Here is a 21,260-nt window from a genome sequence, read left to right as displayed (position 1 = left end):
ACGGTCGGCAGGTCGGAGGTCACCCGGGGTCGACGGCTCGCCGCCCGCGCAACGCCGCGATCGTCGGCGACGAGTTCAGAGTCACGATGCCCGTTCCCACCAGGGCCAGCCCCACCACAGTCACCGCCGTGACCGGCCAGCCCGTGCGGATCGCCTCACCGAACACGGCCGTGCCCACGGTGACGGCGACCGCCGGCTCCATGGCGTCGAGCACCGACATGCTCGAGGCCAGCGGGCCCTGCTGGAACGCGCTCTGGATAAGCAGCAGCCCGCCCACGCTCGCCACGACGAACGCGTACGTCTGCCAGGCGCCGAGCACGGCGCCGAGCCCGTACCGCAGCCGGTCCACCATCGCCGCCAGCAGAACGGACTGGGTGCCCATGACCGCCCCGGCGGCCAGGGCCGTCACCGACGCCCGCCAGGGACCGGACAGGTGCCGGGCGACCGCCAGGGCGCAGCAGACAAGGGCACCGGTCGCGCCCAGGACCAGCAGCCATGACAGCGTGCCCGCCGACTCCGGCCGGCCGCCGTGCGGACGGGCGGAGAGCAGGGCGAGCGCCAGCCCGGCGGCCACCGCGAGCGTGCCGAACCATTCCCGGCGGCCCAGCCGCATGCGGTACAGCCGTGCCGACAGCGGTACCGCGAAGACCAGCTCGGCGACGATCAGCGGCTGCACCAGGCTGAGCGGCCCGAACGCCAGGGCCAGCGACTGGAACCCGTAGGCGAGCACGGCCAGGCCGATGCCGTACCGCCACAGTGGATCGCGGATCAGATGGCCCAGCAGGCGCGGCGACAGCGTCTCGGCGTCCGGTCGCGCGCTCGCGGCCCACTGCTGGAGCAGGCCCCCGACCGCGAAGCAGACACTCGCGGCGAGCGAGGCGAGTACGGCGACCGGCATGCCTCGTGCCGGCGGCTAGTCGGTCGTACGGTGAGTAGGCGCGACCTGGGTCGCTCCCCGTGTGTGGACGGAGAGCCGACGGCGCGGGTTGCAGACCTGGTTGAACCTCCACAGCATGCGGGCGAAGTTCGTCTGCCCACGCGGCAGGTTGCCGGGCAGGACGCACGGCGCGCCGAAGGCCCTGCCCAGGCCCGGGTGCCCGCGGTCGATGACGGCCCGGGTGCGGACCGGCTCCTCGTGGAAGCGCTCCGGCGGTTTCAGGGACATGCCGAGGGCCTTCGGCCGGAACGACCTCGCCTCCCTCCCCAACCGCTCCCGGCCGGACACCCGGAGGTCGACGGCCCGGATTTCGTGACCGGCCTCGCGCGCGGCCCCGGCGACCCGCTCGAGCCCCGGGGGTTCGAGCCGAAGGAAGACCGCGGAGTACGACAGGGCGCTGGGGTGGACGAGCATCACACGCATGGTCACCTCGCCACGGAGAGCAGGACGGTACCGGATACGAAGGGGTGTCCCCTTCGTATCCCGGCGCAAGCTCACCGTGTACCGCCATACCGCCGCTTGGCGGCACCCCGCGGCACGCAGGAGTGGTTCTGCCGCCTCGGCTACGGGGCCGGGGAGCGCCCGGCCGGCGCACGGCGTGGGCCGAACAGCGCGCGTCGGTCCGGATGGGCTCGGTCCGGGCAGACGTCCCAGCACTGGCGCGAGTGACCGCGGTGGCGGTGTGCTGGAGGACGGGGCCGTATCGCCTCCTGCCCCAGCAGCCGAACCGGACCCGACAGCGCAGGGAGATCGACTCGTGACCCACACCGGCTCCGGCTCCGCCCACGGCCCCCGGGTGGACGGCATCCCACGCCGCCCCGGGGGTCCCGCCCCGTCCACGGCGCGGGAGCACGGTCCGCCGCCGTGCATGGACCGGAACGTGGTGCTGGTCACCGGCGCCTCCTCGGGCATCGGCGCCGCCACGGCGCGGTGCTTCGCCATGGGCGGCTGGCAGTTGCTGGTCAGCGGGCGGGACCGGCGCCGCCTGGAGGAGACGGCTGCCGGCACGTCGGCCATCGTGCTGCCCGCCGACCTCGCCGCCCCGGAAGGACCACGCCTGCTCGCCGAGTCGGCGCTGCGCGCGACCGGCCGGATCGACGTCCTCATCGCCGGTGCGGGCATCGGCTGGGCGGGCCCCTTCGCCAGCATGCCGCCCACCGACATCGACCGGGTGCTGTCCCTGGACCTCAACGCCACACTCCACCTCGTCCGCGAGGTGCTGCCCGCCATGGTGGCGGCCGGCCGGGGACGTGTGGTGCTGATCGGCTCCGTGGCCGGGTGCGTGGGCGTGCGGGAGGAAGCGGTGTACTCCGCCGCCAAGGCCGGGGTGGCCGCCTTCGCCGAGGCACTGCGGCAGGAGCTGCGCGGCACGGGGGTGGGCGTGACACTCGTCGTGCCCGGCCCGGTGGACACGGCCTTCTTCACCCTCCGCGGCAGGCCCTACGGCCGCTCCCGTCCACGCCCCGCCTCGCCCGGCTGTGTCGCCCGCGCGGTCTGGGACGCCGTCCGGCACGGCAGAGACGACCTCTACGTCCCCGGCTGGCTGACCCTCCCGGGCCGCGTGCGCGGCCTGGCGCCCGGGCTGTACCGGCGGTTGCTGAACCGCTTCGGCTGACCGCCGGCGTCGTCGACACCACAGGTAAGCCGTCGGGCCGGCTGACCGTGTATCACCTTGCCGGGGTGGCCGGGCCGTCGTGAGACCGATCCGTCGAAGGCCCAGAGCCCGCGGGTGCGCGTCGACCGGCGTTCACCCGCCCGGCCGGCCAGGCGGAGCCTCCGGGTCTGCGGTGACGCCCGGCCCCGCAGGGTGGCGGCCGTGCGCGGCCGCCGCGCCGTCGCACCGCACCGGGGCAGCGCCGCTCGCGGCAGGCTGGGGCCGGAGAGGTACGCCGTTGGCGCGCAGCACCTCGCGGACGTCCAGGATCAGGGGGAACACCTCATGATTGCGGTCCTCGCCCTGCTCCTCCCACGCCCGCTGCTCGGCTTCGACGGCCATGCGATCCTCGGCGAACACGCGCTCGGTGAAGCGCCTGATGAACGGCCATGCCAAATGAAGGGATCCGGGAATCCGGGGCTTCTCGATCATGAGCAGGCCATAGGCACGACACGTACGCTGCTCTGCGTCCTCCGGCACGTACACGGCCCACAGGCGGAAGGCCGGACGCTCGGCCTTCTCCGGGACCAGGTCAAGTGTCTGGTACGGGTATTCGGTGCGGATGGTCATGACGTCGTCGGAGTCGCTGCCGCTGATTCGCTGGGCGGCCAGCAGGTCGGCACTGCGGTTCCGCTTCCCCCCGGCGTGGGTGAACAGGTATCTGGCCTCCACCGACCGCGCTTCCGTCCGGTACTCCAGCAGCTCGGGGTGGAGCCTGCCGACGACGCCCCGGTGGAGGAACTGGTGGTTCATGTCGAGCAGGTTCTCGTGCATGAACGAGTAGTGGCAGCGCACGGTACGGGAGAAGGTCATGGTCCTGTACCGCGGTGAGCCGAAGGTCGGCAGCTCGGGCAGTGCGGTGACCGCCGCTTTCTCAGGGTCGCCCGGGAAGACGAACACCAGGCCGTACGCCTCGCGGACGGGGTAGCCGCGCACGCCGCGTGGCGGCCGGCCGTCGCCTTTCGAAAGGTACGGGATCTGCGAGATGCGGCCGTCGCCGCGATAGGCCCACGCGTGGTAGCAGCAGCGGAGTGTCTCGCCCTCCACAACCCCCATGCTCAGCGGCACCTGACGGTGGGCGCACCGGTCCTCCAGCGCGTGGACGGCGCCGCTCTCCCCGCGGTAGAGCGCGATGCGCTCACCGGCGAACGCGGTCCCCAGCACCCGCCCGACGCGCAAGCTCCCGGACCGCGCGACGGGGTACCAGTAATCCGGGTTCGCCCCGACACGCCGAAGGTCGGCCACGCCGGACCTTGGACCGCGGTGCCGCGAGGGCTGACCGCTCCTGGCCGCCCCATCAGCGAGGATTCCGGCGCCGTCGGAGTCTGTCTCGGCCATACCTCTCCCTCGTGGGTGGATCTTCGGCACGGGCAGTCACGCGGCACGCCGGGCATCGCCGACCGCCGATCGACGCAGGCGCGTCGGCACCCTCCATCCTGGCGGCCGCCCGCCGCCCACGGCATGCCCAACGCGTCCGGATGGGGAGCGCGCGTACTCCTCGCGCCCATCCGCGAGCATCCGCGCAGGCGCGGGTTCCGCGTGGTGATCCCCGTTCCGGCGGAGCAGCCCGGACCAGCCGACCCGGCGTGCCTGTGTCAGGACAGCGCCCGGAATCGCCCGGCCGCAAACATACCCCTAGGGGTATTTGACATCCTCGACATCCAGCCCTTACCGTCGATGACACATACCCAGGGGGGTATATGGAGGTGAACTCGCCATGGCACGTGAAGTGGATCTGAAGACTTTCGCCGCGGCGTGGGCCGCCGGCGCCCTCGTTCTCGACGTGCGGGAACCGGCGGAGTACCGGGCTGGGCACGTACCCGGCGCGCGGCTCACTCCGCTGTCCGCGCCGGCCACCCTGGCCGACCCGGCACTCCGCCTGCCAACGGACAGGCCGGTGTACGTGATCTGCGCCAGCGGCAATCGCAGCCGATGGGCCGCGGACCAGCTCACCGCCCTCGGAGTGGACGCGCGGTCCGTCGCCGAAGGCACCAAGGGCTGGATCAGCGCGGGCCGTCGTGTGGCGACCGGGCTCACCCCCGGTCTCGCCTGACACTCCCGCACTCCACCACCACCCGACGCCGTCGGGGCCGGAACCACCACACCTTCCCCCACACCCCAAGGGGTATAGAAGCCGATCCCTTCCCGGAGGTCTCCGTGTTCTTCGCCCAGTACTACCTCGACTGCCTCTCCCAGGCTTCGTACATGATCGCCGACCCGACCACCGGCCGGGCCGTGGTCGTCGATCCGCGCCGCGACGTCTCGGAGTACCTGGCCGACGCCGAGGCGCACGGTCTCACCGTGGTCGGTGTCATCAACACCCACTTCCACGCCGACTTCGTCGCCGGCCACCTGGAGATGGCGGCGCGCACCGGCGCGTGGATCGGCTACGGCCGACGGGCCGAGACCGAGTACCCCATCCGCAAGCTCGCCGAGGGCGAGACCATCAGCCTCGGGGACGTCAGTCTGGAGATCATGGAGACGCCGGGTCACACCCCGGAGTCGATCAGCGTCCTGGTGTACGAGCACAGTGGCGACACGGTGCCGTACGGAGTGCTGACCGGTGACGCTCTCTTCATCGGCGACGTGGGTCGCCCGGACCTGCTGGCCTCGGCCGGGGCCACCGCCGAGGAGCTCGGGGCGATGCTGCATGACAGTGTGCAGAACAAGCTGATGGGGCTGCCGGACGAGGTGCGGGTCTACCCCGCGCACGGCGCCGGGTCCGCGTGCGGCAAGAACCTGTCCACCGAGAAGCAGTCCACCATCGGCGAGCAGCGGACCACCAACTACGCCTGCGCCCCCATGAGCCGGGACGACTTCGTGGCGATCGTCACCGCCGGACAGTCCGCCGCGCCGGGGTACTTCTCCTACGACGCGGATCTCAACCGCCGCGCACGGCAGCTGTTCGACCCGGCCGCGGCGCCCCGGCCGCTGGCCGCCGAGGAGTTCGCCGAGCGCCGAGCCGCCGGCGCCGTCGTCGTCGATGCCCGCGACCCGCAGGAGTTCGCCGCGGGGCATCTGCGCGGCTCGGTCAACGTGCCCGCCGACGGCCGGTTCGCGGAGCAGGCCGGCACCGTGCTGGCGCCCGATGCGGAGCTGCTGGTCATCGCGCCCCAGAACCGCGAGGAGGAGATCGTCACACGCCTGGCCCGGATCGGCTTCGACCAGGTCGTCGGCTACCTGCGGTCCCCCGACGACGCCCTGACGGCCCTGGCCGAGCACATCACGCCGGCCAGCCGTCTGACCGCGGCCCAGGTGCGTACCGCCCTGGAGAGCCAGAACCCACCGGTCGTGATCGACGTCCGCAACTGCGGCGAACGCGGAGAGAACGGCTTCATCGACGGCGCCCTGCACATCGCGCTCGGCGAACTCCCCCGCCGTCTCGACGAGATCCCCGCCGGCCGGCCCCTCGTCCTCCACTGCGCGGGCGGCCACCGCTCCTCCATAGCCGCCAGCCTGCTGCGCCACCACGGCTTCACCGACGTCTCCGACATCCTCGGCGGTTACGCCGCCTGGACGCTGCCGAACGCCCCCGCCGCAGCCTGACCCTCAGCGCCGACAGCGGCGGCCGACCACCTCCGTACGCCGGCCGCCGGGACTCGGCCCCCATGCGCACACCCCCACCCGCCCCACCCCGCATCCCCCTGCTTCGCATCCCCCGCTACGCATCCTCCGCTACGCATCAAGGAGTTCCCATGACGAACAGCGCTTCTCGCGCCGCCGGTCTCACCCCCTCGACTCTCCAGCAGCTGATCCAGGATGAGCGCGGTCCCCGCCTGCTGGACGTGCGCACACCCGGCGAGTTCCGGACCAGCCACATCCCCGGTGCCTACAACGTCCCCCTCCACACCCTGCGCGAGCACCGCGCCGAACTCCTTGCCCATCTGGACGAGGATGTCGTCCTGATCTGCCGCTCCGGCGCCCGCGCGGCACAGGCCGAGCAGGCACTCGCGGAGGCCGGCCTGCCCAACCTGCGCGTCCTGGACGGCGGCATGATGGCCTGGGAGGCCGCCGGGGCACCGGTCAACAGGGGCCCGGAGCGCTGGGACATGGAGCGGCAGGTCCGCCTCATCGCCGGGTCCGTCGTCCTCATCACCGGTGTCGTGGGCCTGCTGGTGCCCGGAGTCCATCTGATCGGCACGGCCATCGGCGCCGGGCTGACCTACGCCGCGCTCAGCAACACCTGCGCCATGGGCATGCTCCTGGCCAAGCTGCCCTACAACCGCGGGCCGCGGACCGACATCCGTGCCGTCGTCGCCTCCCTGCGGGACCAATCGTGATCGCCCTCGTTCTCGCCGCCTCCGTCGTCATCGGAATCAGTCTCGGCGTCCTCGGCGGCGGCGGCTCCATCCTGACCGTCCCGATCCTCGTCTACCTGGCCGGGCAGGGCAGCAAGGAGGCCATCGCCACGTCCCTCTTCGTCGTCGGCGTCACCAGCCTGGTCGGGCTCGTCCCGCACGCCCGCGCGGGACGTGTCCGCTGGCGCACTGGACTGGCCTTCGGCGCGGTGAGCATGGTGGGTGCCTACGGAGGCGGCCGAATCGCCGAGTACATCCCAGGCCCGGTCCTGCTCATCGCGTTCGCCCTGATGATGCTCGCCACCGCCGCCGCCATGCTCCGCAAGCCCCGCAAGACCACCCCGCACAGCCCAGGTCGTGGCGAGCTTCCCGTGAAGCTCATCGTCGTCGAGGGGCTCGCGGTCGGCGCGGTCACCGGCCTGGTCGGCGCCGGAGGCGGCTTCCTCGTCGTGCCCGCACTGGCCCTGCTCGGCGGTCTGCCCATGAGCGTGGCCGTCGGCACCTCGCTCCTGGTCATCGCCATGAAGTCCTTCTCCGGACTCGCCGGTCACCTCGCCGGGGTCCAGATCGACTGGGGCCTCGCGCTGGCCGTCACCTCCGTGGCCGTCATCGGCGGCCTGATCGGCAGTCGCCTCGCCGGACGCATCCCCCAGGACACACTGCGCAAGACGTTCGGCTGGTTCGTCATCGCCATGGGCGTCTTCGTCCTCGGCCGCCAGCTCCACCCCGCGCTGTGGACCAGCCCGCTGACCTGGGCCGGCATCGGACTCATCGCGACGGCAGCGGTGACGGCGGCCACCGTTCGCGCACGCCGCCGGCTGCGGCTTGCCGCCAAGGGGCCGCGGGCAGCCACCCGCGAACCGCGGACACAGCCCTGACCGCTCACCCCGAGGGGTGTACCCGCCACCGATCACCGCCGAGCTGCCGGGCTGCCGGGCTGTCAGCCCGCACCCCGCACACACACCGGCTGCCGGGGTCACGCTCTGCCGGAACAAACCCGGCCCGGACACCGTTCCACGAACCACATACCCCCGGAGGTATACGAGAGGAAAGTGACAGTCATGCCCACCACCGAACTGACCAGGGACAACTTCGAGGACACCGTCACCGGCTCGGAGATCGTGCTGATCGACTTCTGGGCTGCCTGGTGTGGACCCTGTCGCGTGTTCGGCCCCGTCTACGAGAAGGCGGCAGAGCGACACCCGGACATCGTGTTCACCAAGGTCGACACCGAGGCACAGCCCGAACTCGCGGCCGCGTTCAACATCTCCTCCATCCCGACCCTCATGGCCATCCGCGACCGGACGATCCTGTACGCCCAGCCGGGCGCGCTGCCGCCACCGGCACTGGAGGAGCTCATCGGCAAGGTCCGGGCCGTCGACATGGACGCCGTCCGCCGGGCGGCCACCCAGACCGCGGCGGATCGCCCCTGAACACAGGACCTCACCCATACCGGGTACGCCGGGACCTGAAGACCACTACGACCTTCAATGAAGCTGCGCCATCTTGAAGTAGCTGGTCAGGGTGCTGGTGTGATGTCGTTTCGGGGTGCTCGTGCTGGTCGTGGGCGGCAGTCTGGGGTGTAGATCATCGGGCAGGGGTGGGTTTGTGGATTCCCGTCCGTGGGTGCCGCTCCTACGCTCCGGCGCATGATGGATCCCGAGGTGTTGGAGCGGATCGCCGCGCGGCGTGCGGAGGCCGGGTCGCCGGTGGTCCAGGTGGCGGGTCGGGCGGTGCGGCTGGTCCCGGACCGTGGGCCGGGGGTGGCTGAGTCCGCGCTGCCGGCGGAGTACCAGCACCCTGACCGCCGTGCGGCAGGCCGCCGGCCCGGTTGCCACCCGGCAGATCGGTGAGGTGCTGGGCTTGGACACCGGCGTACGGGGCAAGCTGGAGCCGTTGCGCGGGAAGCTCACGAAGCTGGCCGACCGCGGCTGGCTGCACAAACGACCCAACGGGAAGTTCACCGCCCGCCCGTGACCAGGCCGCACGGCGGCGGGGCGTAACTGAGGTACCCCCGGCGGCTGTTGGAATTGTGTGACGAAAACCAAAGGGCACGCCGGGGACACCGTGTCCCTGGTCTACCAGTGCCGCCTGCCGCTGTCCACGCGCACCCTGAACTACCTCTCCGACCTGCTGCGACGCCATCTGAAAGCGATACGGTCGAGGTGGCGGGCGCTGCCGCCCGGGAGGATCGCGGTGATCGTCCTGGCCGTGCTCCGGCACGACCAGCGCCTGGCCGACATGGCCGGCGGCAACGACATCTCCGCCACCACCGTGCGCCGCTGGCGCGACGAGCTGATCGCCCTGCTGGCCGCGAAGGCCCCGCGCCTGGACCGCGCCCTGAAGAAGATCGCACGGCGCGGCGGTGAGGTCGTCCTGATCGACGGCACCCTCATCCCCACCCAACGCCGCACCGGGAGAGCGAACCGCCCGAACTACTCCGGCAAACACCACCGCCACGGCCTGCACGTCCTCGCCCTGACCGACGAGCGGGGCCGCCTCGTCTGGATATCGGCCGCCCGGCCCGGCCGCACCCACGACATCACCGCCGCCCGCCGCGACCACATCCTGGCCCACCTGCGTGCTGCCGGCCTCGGCGCGCTGGCCGACCTGGGCTTCCTCGGCCTGGACGACGACGGGGACGATCCCGTGGTCGTCACCGGCTTCAAGGCCACCCGCGCCCGCAGGCTCGCATCCGCCGAGAAGGAGGCCAACCGGGTCCTGGCCGCCGGACGCGTCCCCGTCGAACGCGGCTTTGCCCACCTGAAGAACTGGCGGATCCTCACCAAGCTCCGTACTGACCCCGCCCGCGCCACCCACCTGTTTCGCGCGCTGCTCGTCCTGACGAACATCGAGGCCACTACCGACAATTGATCTCTACCGCAGGTAGCCCACGATCAGCACATGCCCCCGGAACAGCGTCACCGGGCCGGGATCGGCTGGGTGAGGTTCACCGGATTGCCGTCGGGGTCCTGGATGTGGGCGACGCGCTGTCCCCACAGCATGTCGTTGGGGCCGCTGCGGACCGAGCCGCCCAGCGCCTCCACCCGGCCGAGGGTCTCGTCGACGTCGTCGACACCGATGCTGAGCAGGATCCGCGACGCCGCCCCAGTCCCCGGGTTCGCCTTGGCCACCAGCCCGAGGTCGGTGTCGCCGATGCGCAAGCCGAGGTAGAAGGCCGGGCCTTCCGCCGGTACCCGGAAGATCTCCTCAGCGCCGAACAATTTCGTATAGAAGCCGAGCAGAACGTCCTGGTCGGCAGTCACGATCACTGGCTGGATGGTGGACATGGCACTCCTGTCGAGAACGGTCGTGTCGCTGGGTAGACCGTTCGAGGACGGTGAACTCATCGGCAAAACCACCCCGCCGGACGATCTACAACACAGACTGCCGCCCACGACCAGCACGAGCACCCCGAAATGAGGTCACGCCACCCCGCTGACCAGCCACTTCAAGATGGCGGAGCTTCAATGGTCGACCTCGCCCCAATCCGGACGTAAGATACCCCAAGGGGTATTTATGAAGGAGTGATCGTGGAAGTGGAACTCGTGGGGGCGGACCTGAAGGCCGTTCTCAACCGGTTGCGCCGCGCGCAGGGCCAGATTTCCGGTGTCATCCGGATGATCGAGGAGGGACGCGACTGCGAGGACGTCGTCACACAGCTCGCCGCTGCCTCACGGGCACTCGACCGGGCAGGTTTCACCATCATCGCCACCGGCCTGCAGCAGTGCGTGACAGACATCGAATCCGGCCGCAAGGACGGCGAGGACACGGAGGAGATGCGCGCCCGGCTGGAGAAGCTGTTTCTGTCCCTGGCCTGAACGGGTGCATCGCGGCCCCGCGTCCCCCGCTGCACCCATCAGCGCGACCGATGGTCCGGCATGCCGTCCGGCCTGCCGGCAGTCCGGCGACGCATACCTCGACGTCCCACGTCCTGGCCTCCTCGGCCCCGCGAGCGAGGTGCTGATCAGGTTCGCAGCGTCCTGGTGCGACGACGACACCCGGTGACCGAGGACCGCACCACCGACACGTCCGGTGCCGCACCGGCCGCCCGCCGCGCAGCTCGCCGCCCCCCGGCCGGAGCCGGGCGGATGGTCATGCGCTGGAGGCCCACTCTCTCGCCCTGCCGAGAGCAAGGTGATGAAGCGTCAGCCAAGGCCGCCTGCAACCCGCTCATCCCCTCTGACACAACCAGACAGTTTCATACCGCACGAAGAAGATCGAGCCCAGACCGAAGCTTCGCCGCCGAGGCCTTGCACTAGTCGGGTGATCTTGAATAACCGGTCGTCGGTTGCTTCGTTCCCTGCTGTGGAGATGGCTGCCCAGTAAGCCCAGGCAAGGAGAACGCATGCGTACGAAGCTCTCGACGACCACTGCCGCTCTGGCCTTCCTGGCGGCAGGCGCCTTCGGCGGATCCGTCGCCGGCGCCGGCACAGCCTCGGCCGTCGGCACCAACACCCCGGCCATGGTCTCCGCATCCGCGGCGGTGGAGCCGACACTGCGAGAGCAGGCCGACTCCATCATGAACCTCACCTACCGGGAGTTCGCCGAGACCCCGCGCATCCCACCGTTCAACTGGACGAACGACGGCTGCTCCGCTCCCACGGGCAACGCGCCCTACGTCGAGGTGTTCCGGCCCGCCTGTGCGCAGCATGACTTCGGCTACCGGAACTACGGCGGAAGGCATGAGCTGAAGCTCAGCCCGACACGCGAGACGAAGAACTGGATCGACGGGCGGTTCCGCACCGAGATGCGCCACATCTGCGACGACACCTATCGCCTTCCGATGTCCCACCTCAGCTGCGTCAACGCTGCCGAGGCGTACTACACGGCTGTTCAGTTCGGTGGCGACAGCTCGTTCTTCTGAGCACATCGCCTGCTGGTACAGCGTCGACAGCGCGTTGTCGATGGAGTGGTGCCGCGACTTCCCCGAGGGGTCCGGCTTGTTCCACCGCACGAGGTTGACCGCGACGGACATCTGTCGCTTGCCGTCGGCCCGGGTCAGGGATATCGCGCCGGCCTTCAGACCGTGGCGTCGTGGCCTCGGAAACTGCCTCAACCGTCGTCGTTCCGTCCAGGGCGCGGACCGGGAGGGTGCGGCGCGTCCGCGTCAGCGACGGCTGGTTGACGATTTCGCCGTCGAGCAGCCGAGGCACCGCGCGGGCCTTTTCTCCCCCTGCGCGGATGGGGGGGGCGACCGCGTGTACAGGTCCTCCCCGACGACCTGCCGTTCGTGACCGGTCCGATCGGCCTCCTCGGCAGCAAGGCCAGCGACAACATGATCCGCGGCTGCGACACCCTCCTCATGGTGGGCACGTCGTTCCCGTACTCCGAATGGCTGCCCCCATCCCGCCGCACATCATGCTGGAGCAGGGCAAGGAGGCCGCCAAAGCCGCGGTCCAGGACCCCGACGGCCTCGCCATCGCCGGCCGCGGCGTCCGGCAGACGGATGTGCGGGGCGACCGGCGGCAGGGGCGGGGTTTCATGACCGGTTCGGCGGTTGGATCCACCCCAGGGACCGCTCGACGGCCCGTTGCCAGCAGCCGTATTCGCTCTCCCGCCGTTCGGGATCCATGGCCGGCAGCCACTGGGCGGCACGGTGCCAGTTGCGGCGCAGGACCTCCATGTCGGGCCAGTAGTCGGCCGCGAGGCCGGCGGCGTAGGCGGCGCCGAGCGAGACCGTCTCGGCGACCAGGGGCCGTACGACGGGAACGTCGAGCACGTCGGCCAGGAACTGCATGAGCAGGTTGTCGGAGGTCATGCCCCCGTCCACCTTGAGCTGTTTCAGGGCGATCGCGGAATCGGCGTTCATGGCGTCGACGACCTCGCGTGTCTGCCAGCCGGTGGCCTCCAGGACCGCTCGGGCCAGGTGGCCCTTGGTGATGTACGAGGTGAGGCCGACGATGACGCCGCGGGCGTCGCTTCTCCAGTGGGGTGCGAACAGACCGGAGAACGCGGGGACGATGTAGCAGCCGCCGTTGTCCTCGACGGTGCGCGCCAGGGTCTCTATCTCGGGTGCGCTGTTGATCAGACCCAGTCGGTCGCGGAACCACTGGACCAGCGAGCCGGTGACGGCGATCGGCCCTTCCAGGGCGTAGACCGCCGGCTGGTCCGCGATCTTGTAGGCGACGGTGGTGAGGAGCCCGTGCCGGGAGCGGACCACGTCGGTGCCGGTGTTCATCAGCAGGAAACTGCCGGTCCCGTAGGTGCACTTCGCCTCGCCGGGCGAGAAGCAGGTCTGCCCGAACAGGGCCGCCTGCTGGTCGCCGAGGGCGGCAGTGATCGGCACTCCCGGGAGCACGGAACGGGCCTCGCCGTAGTTCTCGGCCGAGGGCCGGATCTCCGGCAGCATCTGGCGCGGGACTCCGAAGAACTCCATGAGCTCGCCGTCCCACGTCAGTGACCGCATGTTGATGAGCATGGTGCGGCTGGCATTGGTGGCGTCGGTGATGTGCAGGCCGCCGGCCCTGCCACCGGTGAGGTTCCAGATCAGCCAGCTCTCCATCGTGCCGAACAGCACCTCGCCGTCCCGGGCACGCTGCTCCAGCCCGTCGACGTGATCGAACAACCATCGGATCCGGGGCGCGGAGAAGTAGGTCGAGGGTGGCAGGCAGCAGCGTTCGAGGAAGAACTCGTCCCCGGGCCGGTTCCTCAGATCGTCGACGAGCGGCGCGGTGCGGGTGTCCTGCCAGACGATCGCCTTTCCCAGCGGCGCACCGGTGCGCCGGTCCCAGAGCACGGTCGTCTCCCGCTGGTTGGCGATCCCGATGGCGGCGATCTGCCCCGCGTCCACGCCGACGTGGGACAGCGCCTCGGGCACCACGCGCTGCAGGTTGCGCCAGATCTCGACAGCGTCGTGCTCGACCCATCCCGGCTGGGGAAAGTACTGGCGATGCTCTCGCTGGGCGACCGACACCAGCCGCCCGCTGTGGTCGAACAGGATGCATCGAGTGGAGGTGGTGCCCTGGTCGATGGACATCACATACCGTGCAACCATGATCGGACCTGCCTTCCGATGTGTCGCGGTGCCGCGGGTGCCTACCAGCGGGCCGCGCCCAGGTCTCTGGAGATCGCCCGTGCGGCTTCCCGGAGCAAGGTGATCAGGGCCGGTCGGGGCTGTCCTCCCGCGTCGCAGATCCGCTCGACCGGCCCGGATATGCCGATCGCGCCCACCACGAGACCGCCCTGACCCCGGATCGGTGCGGCGATTCCGGCGTCGCCCATGCTCATCTCCTGCACCTCGGAGCCCCAGCCGACCTCTCGGATCTCGCCGAGCGCCCGGTTGAGCTCCTCGGGGAGTACCAGGGTGTGCCGGGTGTACGCCTCCAGTCCGGCCTTCAGCAACGGCTCGACGGGTGCGGCCCCGAAGGCCAGCAGGACCTTGCCGAGCGAGGAGGCGTGCAGCGGCAGCAGCGCGCCCACGTCCAGGGTCTGCAGGCTGTCGTCCGGCCGGAAGACATGGTGCACGATGAGCACCTTCCCCTCCAGGGGGGTGCCCAGGCGGACGGGCTCCCCACTGCGGGCGGCCAGGGCGTCGGCCCAGTTGATGGAGCGCGACCGCAGCTCGTTGACGTCGAGGTAGCTGGTACCGAGATGGAGCAGGGCCGCTCCGAGCTGGTACTTCCCGGTGGCCGCGTCCTGCTCCACGAAGTCCACGTGCTGCAGGGTGCGGAGAATGCCGTGGGCGGTGCCTTTGGCCAGTCCGAGCGACGACGCCACCTCGCCCAGTCCCAGCCTGCGGGGACCGGTGGCGAGCAGACGCAGGATCGCCGCCGCCCGTTCTATGGACTGGACCGGGCCGACCATAGAACGATCCTAGTCCGAGTCTTCGACTCCGGCTCAGGACCTGCGTTCGGTAATGCCGACCGCTGTTCATTGACCGACCGCCGCGCCCTCCTTAGCGTTTCATCACGCCCGGCCTCCGGCCGGCAGCGCTCCCGGAGGAGGAGGGCCATGACAGTGGCGCAGCTCAGCGCAGCGGTTCCCGAAGACGTCATGCACGTCTTCCCGCTGCCACACGCCCCCGGGGCCGCCTCGATCACGCGTCGGCGCGTGCGTGCGGTCCTCACCGACTGGCGCCTGTCCGCGGACGTCGCCGATGACGTGCTCCTGCTGGCCTCGGAGCTGCTCACCAATGCGCTCGTCCACGCCCTGCCGCCCGCGACGCTGCGGCTGTCGCAGGTCCTGGTGGACGGGCTCGGAGCCGTACGCGTCGAGGTGACGGACGCGGGACCCGCGACTCCGGCCGGCCAGCCGGCTCCCGGGCTCGACCCGGACGAGCACGGCCGAGGCATCGGCATCGTCATGGCGCTGTCCGCCAGGTGCGGCGTGCGAGAGCGCGCCGACGGGACCAGTCGGTGGGCAGACGTGGTCGTGAGGTGACGTGACCGAGCGTGCCGGGCGGCGTGTCGCCGGTGACCGGCGGAAAGACGACGACCTGCTCGCCGACGCCGTGGCGGGTGCGGTCCGGGAGAACTTCCACATGCCGCGAGCGCCTGTCTCGGGGTCTGCGGCCGGAGCCGCATCGGGCTCGGAGGGGTTCGGAGGCGGAACGCCCCGGCCATGGTTGCACCCAGGCCGTGCGCCTCACACCCGGCGGGACCCGGGCTCATGCGTCCGTTTCGGCGGGAAGAGCCTGTTCCGTCCAGATGATCTTGCCGGTCCTCGTGTAGCGAGTGCCCCAGCGTCGGGCGAGCTGTGCGACGATCAGCAGCCCGCGCCCTCCCTCGTCCGTGGTCCTGGCGTGGCGCAGGCGCGGTGAGGTACTGCTGGCGTCGGAAACCTCGCAGATCAGGGCGCGGTCACGGATCACGCGCAGACAGATCGGCCCGGTCGCGTGACGGATGGCGTTGGTGACGAGTTCGCTGACGATCAGTTCCGTGGTGAACATCAGGTCGTCCATCCCCCAGTCGGACAGCTGCCCGCACGCGAGGTTGCGGGCGTGCCCGACGGCGGCCGGATCGACGGGCAGGTCCCAGGACGCCACCTGGTTCGAGCCCAGGACGTGGGTCCGGGCGAGGAGCAGGGCGACATCGTCGGACGGCGGACCGGTCAGCAGGGCGTCGATCACATTGCCGCCGGTCTCCCGCAGCGACGCCCCGGGCGTCGCGAGGACGTCGGCCAAGCGGGACAGCCCGACGTCGACGTCCCGGTCGCGGGTCTCGATGAGGCCGTCGGTGTAGAGGGCGATCAGACTGCCCTCGGCCAGCTCCAGCTCGGCGGACTCGAAGGGCAGGGACCCGAGGCCGAGCGGCGGTCCGGCGGGCAGGTCGGGGAAGTCGACGGTGCCGTCCGGGCCGACGATCGCGGGCGGCAGGTGCCCCGCCCTGGCCAGCGTGCACTGCCTGCCGACCGGGTCGTACACGGCGTACAGGCAGGTGGCTCCCATGAGCGCGCCGCCCACGTTGTCGTTCTCGGCCCCCGCGGGCCCGCCGCTGCTCTGCGCCTCCATCAGGCCGATGACGAGGTCGTCCAGACGGGCCAGCAGCTCGTCGGGAGGAAGGTCCAGATGGGCGAGCGTACGCACCGCCGTGCGCAGGCGCCCCATGGTCGCGGCGGCGTTGATGCCATGTCCGACGACGTCCCCGACGACCAGGGCGACCCGCGTCCCGGAGAGCGGGATCACGTCGAACCAGTCGCCCCCCACACCGCTCGGCGCGTCCGCCGGGAAGTACCACGAGGCGACCTCCAGAGCGGATCCTCCCGTCAGCTCCTGGGGCAGGAGGTAGCTCTGCATCGAGCGGGCCGCGGTGCGCTCGCGGGTGAAGCGGCGCGCGTTGTCGACACACAGCGCCGCGCGGGAGACGAGTTCCTCGACGAGACGTACGTCGTCGTCCTCGAAGGGGCCCAGCCGCCGGGACCGGACGAACGTGGCCGCGCCCAGGGTGACACCACGAGCCTTCACCGGGACCGCCATCACCGAGGGCAGCTCGAAGTCGCGGATGGCGGCGTCCAGGGACGGCTTCTCGGCCACCCGGTCGCCGGTGGGGCCGTCCGGGACCGGTTCCACCACCGTGCGGCCCTCCAGCAGGCAGCGGGCCACGGGCGACGAGGGCCCCCGCGAGACCGGTTCCCCCACGGCCGGGCTCGTCACCGGCGGGCCCTCGCGCACCGACTTCTGCCCCGCACGATGCAGGACGGGCGTGCCGCTCACCGGCCCTGGAGCCGGTTCCTCGCCGCTCATCACGGATTCCAGGAGGTCGACGGCCACGTAGTCGGCGAGGGACGGCACGGTGTCGTCGGCCAGTTCCTGTGCGGTCACCGTCACGTCCAGCGTGCGCCCGATGCGCCCGCCGGCCTCGTTGAGCAGCGCCAGGCGTTCCTGGGCCCGCCAGCGCTCGGTGACGTCGATGAGCATGTACCAGATGCCCACATGCCGACCGTGTCGGTCCCTCATCACGAAGAAGGAGGCCGAGTACGCGCGCTTCTTGCCGGGATCCTCGTAGTCGATTCCGCGGAACTCGTAGTCCAGCACCGGAGCCCCGGTCTCCAGGACCGCCCGCATCCTCTTCTCGAACGCCTCAGCCTCATCCCTCGGCAGCACTTCGCTCACCTGCCGGCCCAGCCGTCGGTCGAGGGGGAGCAGACGCTCCAGCAGTTCGTTCACCCAGACGTACCGCAGGTCGGTGTCCAGGACGGCCACGCCGACCGGAGCCTGTGCGAGGAACGGCTCCAGCATCAGCCGGCTCCCCCCGCCTCCCGGCATCCGCCAGAACGCCCGTTCCGGTGGCCGGCCGACGAACCGGCCACCGAGCAGTGCGGCGACGGTGGCGACCAGCACGCCCGGGACCATCTCGTAGATGCCCGACTCCAGCGGTCCGAGGAGCGGATTGATCTCGTCCCAGAGGAGCACCGTGGCCGCGCCGGACACGATTCCGGCCATGGCCCCCGCCCAGGTCATGCGAGGCCAGTACAGCGAGAGCAGGACGACCGGCCCGAAGGCGGCGCCGAAGCCCGCCCAGGCATAGGCGACGATGCTGAGCACCCCGTCCGCCCCGAGCGCGATCACGCAGGCGACCAGGGTCACCGCCACCACGGAGGCGCGACCCACCCAGACCAGCGCCCTGTCCGACGCCTCCCGCCTGAGGAACGCCCGGTAGAAGTCCTCCGTGAGGGCGACGGAGGACACGAGAAGCTGACTGTCCGCGGTCGACATGATCGCGGCCAGTACGGCGATCAGGAACACGCCGGCGACCCAGGGATCGAGCAGTGTCTGGCTCAGAGCGAGGTACACGGTCTCCGGGTTGCCGAGCGGCGTGTCGAGCTGCCCGATTCCCACGAGGCCGACGAGTGCGGCCCCGGCGAGCACGACGACCACCCAGCCTGTTCCGATACGCCGGGCCGCGGGGATGGCGCGGGTGCTGCGGATGCCCATGAAGCGGGCCAGGATGTGCGGCTGACCGAAATAGCCGAGGCCCCAGGCGAGCAGCGAAACGATCGCGACGGCGCCGAGCGGCCCGCCTGCCGACCACTGGCCGTCGGCGAAGACGGCCTCCGCCCCCATGTCCCGCAGTGTGGGGGTCTCGTCGTCGAGCGCGTCGCCCAGCGCCCCGAAGCCCCCGAGCATCCAGATGCCGATCACGGGAAGCACCAGCAGGGCGACGAACATCAGTACGCCCTGCATCACATGGGTGTGGCTCACGGCCAGGAAGCCGCCGAGGCACGAATAGACCGCGATGACCAGAGCGGTGAGGACCACCGCGAGCTCGAAGTCGACATTGAAGACGGACTCGAACAACAGTCCGCCGGCCACCAGCCCGCTGGCGAGGTAGACGGTGAAGAAGACGACGGTGACCAGCGCCGAGACCGTACGGAGAAGCCGGGTGCGGTCCTCGAACCGTTCCTCCAGGTAGGCCGACAGGCTCACGGCGTTACCGGCGCGCTCGGTGTAGGTGCGCAGCCTCGGCGCGACGAAGCGCCAGTTGAGGTAGGTGCCGACCGCCAGGCCGACGGCGATCCAGCTGGCGCCGATGCCGGCCGCGTACACGGCTCCGGGAAGCGCCAGGAACAGCCAGCCCGACATGTCGCTGGCACCCGCGGAGAGGGCGGCGACCGGAGCGCTGAGCCTACGGCCGCCAAGGGCGAAGTCGGCGAAGGTGTGGGTGCGGGTGTATGCCCAGATGCCCACTCCGATCATGGCTGCCACATAGACGACGAAGGTGGCCAGGATCGGCGCGCTCAAGTCGAACATGTCTTCCTCGCCTGCGAGGCCGGTGAGCAGCGCACGCCCGACGAGGTCTGCGGCCTTGCGCCCTGGTGAACAAATCTACTGATGTCAGCCACTGAGCGGCGACCGGTGGCGTCAGGTGGAGACACGACGGCATGACGCGCCACGGCAGGGCGGCGGTCAGTGCGGTCAGTGCGCGGTGGAGGCATCGGTGACCTCGCCTCGTCCGTCGGTCTCCTCAACCAGCCGGTCGACGACGAGCATCGCCACGTCGTCCGCCAGGCGGCCCCCCGTGTGGTGGAGCAGTTTCAGATGCAGTTCCTCCAGAAACTCCTGCGGAGTGCAGGTTCTCCGCACCGACTCCGCGGCCTCGGGCAGGGGGAAGAATCTGTGGTCGGCGTCGCGGGCCTCGTTCACGCCGTCCGTGTGCAGCAACAGACGGTCACCGGGTTCGAACACATAGCGCTCGGCCTTGGCTGTGGGCCCGGTGATGAAGTCTTCGAGGCCAAGGGGCGGCAGGGGGTCGGCGGGCATCAGCTCCTGGGCCGTGCCCCGGCTCAACCGCAGCGGGGGCGGGTGGCCGCGGTTGACCACATGGACCACGTGGTCGTCCGACACCTCGGCCAGCAGCGCGGTGACGAAACTCTCCGCCTCCTCCTCGACGGAGCTGTCTTCCCTGCCCTCGCCCTTACCCCCCGCTCCGGAGGAGCGGGCCACAGCGTCTTCCCGCCGGAACGCCGCCGCGCAGTGATTCATGACCTCCGCCAGTTCGGCCTCGTAGTGCACGGCCTCCCGGAAGGCACCCAGCACAGCCGCGGCCGCACGCACTGCGGGCAGCCCCTTGCCCCGGACGTCCCCGACGATCATCCGGACCCCGTAGCGGGTCGCCACGGCCTCGTACAGGTCACCGCCGATCTGTGCGCCTGACTCGGCCGCGAGATACATGCTGGCGGTCCGCGCCGGGCCCAGCCGGGCGGGTACGGGCCGCAGGATGGACTCCTGTGCCGCCACCGCGATCCGGCGGACCTGCTTGAGCTCGCTCTGCCGGCGGCTGTGCATGGCGCTGCTCGTGGTGACACTCGCGACGGTCACCACGAGCAGGCCCGCGATGTTGCTGAAGGCCTGCCCCTCACCCCAGGAATGGTGCAGGGTGGCACTGATCGAGGTGACGGACAGCGCCCCGGCCGCCGCCGCGAGGATGCCTCGGGGACCCATCGTGAGCGAAGCCAGTGCCGGCATCGCTGTGAGAAGGGGGCCGGTGTACACATCGTGTATGGGTGAGAGCTCGACTCCTAGCCCGAGCAGTATGAGCACGAAAGGCACAAACTGCGCGAGTCTGAACAGGACCCGGCTGTGACCGCCCGTTCCCGGTGGCTGCGCGGAGCGGAAGAGCGACCGCATGCGTACAGCCTGCCTCGTCAGCACCAGGGATTCCACCCGCAGCGGACCGGGCCGTGCGCTGTCGGGTGTGGTGTGCCGGCCTGGAGCGGCCGTGAGCCCGGCGGCTGGGAGCGGCTGCCCGTGCTGCTCACCCGGGCCACTGTCCCGGCGATGGCGGTGCGTGCGGTCTGCGCGACCGTCATCGGGCGGCTGCCGGCGAGCCGGTCGCCGCGGGTGGTGTTGGAGGGAACGGGCCTGCACGCATGGCCGCCCGGGAACGGGTACCCGGTGCACCGTGCCGAGCGCGGCGCACAGGCTGTCGCGCTTCCCTCGCGCGAGCAAGGAGTCACGATGAGCAAGGTGAAGGAGACCGTCGAGGTCGAGGTGCCCGTCCGCACCGCCTACAACCACTGGACGCAGTTCGAGGACTTCCCCAAGTTCATGGAGGGCGTGGAGGAGGTCAGGCAGGTCGACGACAGGCACAACCACTGGACCATGAAGATCGGCGGTGTCCGGCGCGAGTTCGATACCGAGATCATCGACCAGCTCCCCGACGAGCGCATCGCGTGGCGCACGGTGAGTGGTGACACGGACCAGAGGGGCCTGGTCAGCTTCCAGCGCGTCGACGACACGCACACCCGCGTCGAGCTCGTCATGGAGGTCGAACCGAGTGGCGCGGAGGAGAAGGCCGCCGACATGACGGGCACGATCGACCGCCGCGTCAAGGGCGACATGCGCCGGTTCAAGGAGTACATCGAACGGCGGGGCGGCGAGTCCGGGGCGTGGCGGGGCAGGATCAAGCCTGGGGGGTGAGGGCACCCGACC

General features: G+C 70.8%; 19 protein-coding genes and 1 pseudogene. 12 read left to right on the top strand and 8 right to left on the bottom strand.

The features are described 5' to 3' along the window. Positions 1-19: 19 nt before the first annotated feature. Together FVS66_RS19950 and FVS66_RS19945 are read right to left on the bottom strand one after the other, a co-directional pair. Entirely contained in the window at positions 20-898 is an 879-nt protein-coding gene (locus FVS66_RS19950) for a DMT family transporter (RefSeq protein WP_149182543.1), read from the bottom strand. 258 nt (positions 899-1,156) lie between these two features. After that, positions 1,157-1,360: pseudogene (locus FVS66_RS19945) on the bottom strand (hopanoid C-3 methylase HpnR); the annotation flags it as partial. Positions 1,361-1,694: 334 nt separating this feature from the next. Here FVS66_RS19945 and FVS66_RS19940 point away from each other — a divergent pair. Beyond that, the gene (locus tag FVS66_RS19940) at positions 1,695-2,552 is read left to right on the top strand and encodes an SDR family oxidoreductase (protein WP_149182542.1); all 858 of its coding nucleotides are present in this window, start codon (positions 1,695-1,697) and stop codon (positions 2,550-2,552) included. 132 nt (positions 2,553-2,684) lie between these two features. Here the strand turns inward: FVS66_RS19940 and FVS66_RS19935 are convergent, their stop codons facing one another. Further along, positions 2,685-3,929 carry an aromatic ring-hydroxylating dioxygenase subunit alpha gene (locus FVS66_RS19935; protein WP_149182541.1) on the bottom strand — a complete coding sequence of 415 codons (1,245 nt, stop codon included), beginning with the start codon at positions 3,927-3,929 and terminating at the stop codon, positions 2,685-2,687. 379 nt (positions 3,930-4,308) lie between these two features. Here FVS66_RS19935 and FVS66_RS19930 point away from each other — a divergent pair, with 379 nt between their 5' ends. The 7 genes from FVS66_RS19930 to FVS66_RS19900 all read left to right on the top strand — a co-directional run bounded on the left by FVS66_RS19930 (position 4,309) and on the right by FVS66_RS19900 (position 9,763). Then, positions 4,309-4,644: a rhodanese-like domain-containing protein gene (locus FVS66_RS19930; protein ID WP_149182540.1), complete on the top strand. Its 336-nt coding sequence runs from the start codon at positions 4,309-4,311 to the stop codon at positions 4,642-4,644. 104 nt (positions 4,645-4,748) lie between these two features. After that, positions 4,749-6,137, top strand: coding sequence for an MBL fold metallo-hydrolase (locus tag FVS66_RS19925; RefSeq protein WP_149182539.1), 1,389 nt, complete (start codon positions 4,749-4,751; stop codon positions 6,135-6,137). 149 nt (positions 6,138-6,286) lie between these two features. Further along, on the top strand, positions 6,287-6,871 hold the full coding sequence (locus FVS66_RS19920; RefSeq protein ID WP_149182538.1) for a rhodanese-like domain-containing protein: 585 nt from the start codon (positions 6,287-6,289) through the stop codon (positions 6,869-6,871). Then, the gene (locus tag FVS66_RS19915) at positions 6,868-7,767 is read left to right on the top strand and encodes a sulfite exporter TauE/SafE family protein (protein ID WP_149182537.1); all 900 of its coding nucleotides are present in this window, start codon (positions 6,868-6,870) and stop codon (positions 7,765-7,767) included. Before FVS66_RS19920 ends, FVS66_RS19915 begins: the two co-directional genes overlap by 4 nt. A 183-nt stretch (positions 7,768-7,950) precedes the next feature. After that, positions 7,951-8,322: a thioredoxin family protein gene (locus FVS66_RS19910; protein WP_149182536.1), complete on the top strand. Its 372-nt coding sequence runs from the start codon at positions 7,951-7,953 to the stop codon at positions 8,320-8,322. A 376-nt stretch (positions 8,323-8,698) separates the two neighbouring features. Then, on the top strand, positions 8,699-8,866 hold the full coding sequence (locus FVS66_RS36095; RefSeq protein ID WP_262387093.1) for a hypothetical protein: 168 nt from the start codon (positions 8,699-8,701) through the stop codon (positions 8,864-8,866). A gap of 57 nt (positions 8,867-8,923) precedes the next feature. Beyond that, positions 8,924-9,763 (top strand): transposase family protein, encoded by an 840-nt coding sequence (locus tag FVS66_RS19900; RefSeq protein WP_187645603.1) that lies wholly within the window; start codon positions 8,924-8,926, stop codon positions 9,761-9,763. Between the two features lie 47 nt (positions 9,764-9,810). Here FVS66_RS19900 and FVS66_RS19895 read toward each other — a convergent pair whose 3' ends face one another. Beyond that, on the bottom strand, positions 9,811-10,179 hold the full coding sequence (locus FVS66_RS19895; RefSeq protein WP_149182535.1) for a VOC family protein: 369 nt from the start codon (positions 10,177-10,179) through the stop codon (positions 9,811-9,813). A gap of 243 nt (positions 10,180-10,422) precedes the next feature. Between FVS66_RS19895 and FVS66_RS19890 the strand changes: the two genes are divergently transcribed. Together FVS66_RS19890 and FVS66_RS19885 are read left to right on the top strand one after the other, a co-directional pair. Further along, positions 10,423-10,710 carry a metal-sensitive transcriptional regulator gene (locus FVS66_RS19890; protein ID WP_149182534.1) on the top strand — a complete coding sequence of 96 codons (288 nt, stop codon included), beginning with the start codon at positions 10,423-10,425 and terminating at the stop codon, positions 10,708-10,710. Positions 10,711-11,237: 527 nt separating this feature from the next. Beyond that, positions 11,238-11,756, top strand: coding sequence for a phospholipase A2 (locus FVS66_RS19885; protein ID WP_149182533.1), 519 nt, complete (start codon positions 11,238-11,240; stop codon positions 11,754-11,756). 615 nt (positions 11,757-12,371) lie between these two features. Here FVS66_RS19885 and glpK read toward each other — a convergent pair. Together glpK and FVS66_RS19870 are read right to left on the bottom strand one after the other, a co-directional pair. Continuing rightward, positions 12,372-13,886, bottom strand: coding sequence for a glycerol kinase GlpK (gene glpK, locus FVS66_RS19875; RefSeq protein ID WP_149182532.1), 1,515 nt, complete (start codon positions 13,884-13,886; stop codon positions 12,372-12,374). A 41-nt stretch (positions 13,887-13,927) separates the two neighbouring features. Beyond that, complete coding sequence (locus tag FVS66_RS19870) at positions 13,928-14,695, bottom strand: IclR family transcriptional regulator (protein ID WP_149182531.1); 768 nt, start codon at positions 14,693-14,695, stop codon at positions 13,928-13,930. A 147-nt stretch (positions 14,696-14,842) separates the two neighbouring features. Here FVS66_RS19870 and FVS66_RS19865 point away from each other — a divergent pair, with 147 nt between their 5' ends. Then, the gene (locus FVS66_RS19865; RefSeq protein ID WP_149182530.1) at positions 14,843-15,271 is read left to right on the top strand and encodes an ATP-binding protein; all 429 of its coding nucleotides are present in this window, start codon (positions 14,843-14,845) and stop codon (positions 15,269-15,271) included. A 226-nt stretch (positions 15,272-15,497) separates the two neighbouring features. On the opposite strand, the gene putP is transcribed toward FVS66_RS19865, so the two are convergent. Next, complete coding sequence (gene putP, locus FVS66_RS19860; protein ID WP_149182529.1) at positions 15,498-19,079, bottom strand: sodium/proline symporter PutP; 3,582 nt, start codon at positions 19,077-19,079, stop codon at positions 15,498-15,500. A 165-nt stretch (positions 19,080-19,244) separates the two neighbouring features. Next, positions 19,245-20,294 carry a PP2C family protein-serine/threonine phosphatase gene (locus tag FVS66_RS19855; protein WP_316248202.1) on the bottom strand — a complete coding sequence of 350 codons (1,050 nt, stop codon included), beginning with the start codon at positions 20,292-20,294 and terminating at the stop codon, positions 19,245-19,247. 492 nt (positions 20,295-20,786) lie between these two features. Between FVS66_RS19855 and FVS66_RS19850 the strand changes: the two genes are divergently transcribed. Beyond that, positions 20,787-21,248, top strand: a complete 462-nt coding sequence (locus tag FVS66_RS19850; protein WP_149182527.1) for an SRPBCC family protein — start codon at positions 20,787-20,789, stop codon at positions 21,246-21,248. Positions 21,249-21,260 lie beyond the last annotated feature (12 nt).

Origin of the sequence: Streptomyces sp. TRM49041, assembly GCF_008271805.1 — a bacterium.
Taxonomy (GTDB): Bacteria; Actinomycetota; Actinomycetes; order Streptomycetales; family Streptomycetaceae; genus Streptomyces.
The sequence above is the reverse complement of the archived record's forward strand: the minus strand, read 5'-3'. Positions and strand labels throughout refer to the sequence as shown.